Source organism: Lysinibacillus sp. RU7, assembly GCF_057837305.1.
On sequence record NZ_JBYQFK010000072.1, the window covers coordinates 1 to 479 of the forward strand.

At 39.9% G+C, this 479-nt stretch carries 1 protein-coding gene; it reads left to right on the forward strand.

The genetic code is table 11. The annotated features are described in order from the left end of the window. Positions 1 to 42: 42 nt before the first annotated feature. Positions 43 to 479, forward strand: a 437-nt coding sequence (locus AC3II9_RS21530; RefSeq protein ID WP_489158728.1) for a transposase, incomplete at its 3' end; no start/stop codon positions are given.

The window sequence follows — 479 nt, forward strand, 5'->3', positions numbered from 1 at the left end:
GATTTCATCAACCCCAGTTTATTTAAATTATGTGCCCTGTTTATGAAACAAAACGTCTTTTTAAGCCGAGCTGGTCTAAATCAACGGTTTAATTCATCGATGGCTGACTTTCTACAGTTGCTTTTCATTGAATTATTTCAGACGCAGTATCAGTTAGAATTGCCTTCGCTTTCTACATCATTTGCGATTCCTTTTCAGCGCATTCGTGTCATCGATGCCACAACGATTGCGTTGCCACCTACATTACAAGCTGATTTCCCTGGGACTGGACAAGCTGGGGTAAAAATTCAATATGAATTGGACCTTTTAACAGGGAAATTAGTATGGGTAGACGTACAAGCGGCAAAAGAAAGCGATACACCTGTCGGATTACAACGGACAAGGAACGTGCAAGAAAATGATTTATGTATCCAAGACTTGGGCTATTTTCAATATGAAATATTTCGACAGATTCATCAAGCGAAGGGGTACGTGATTTC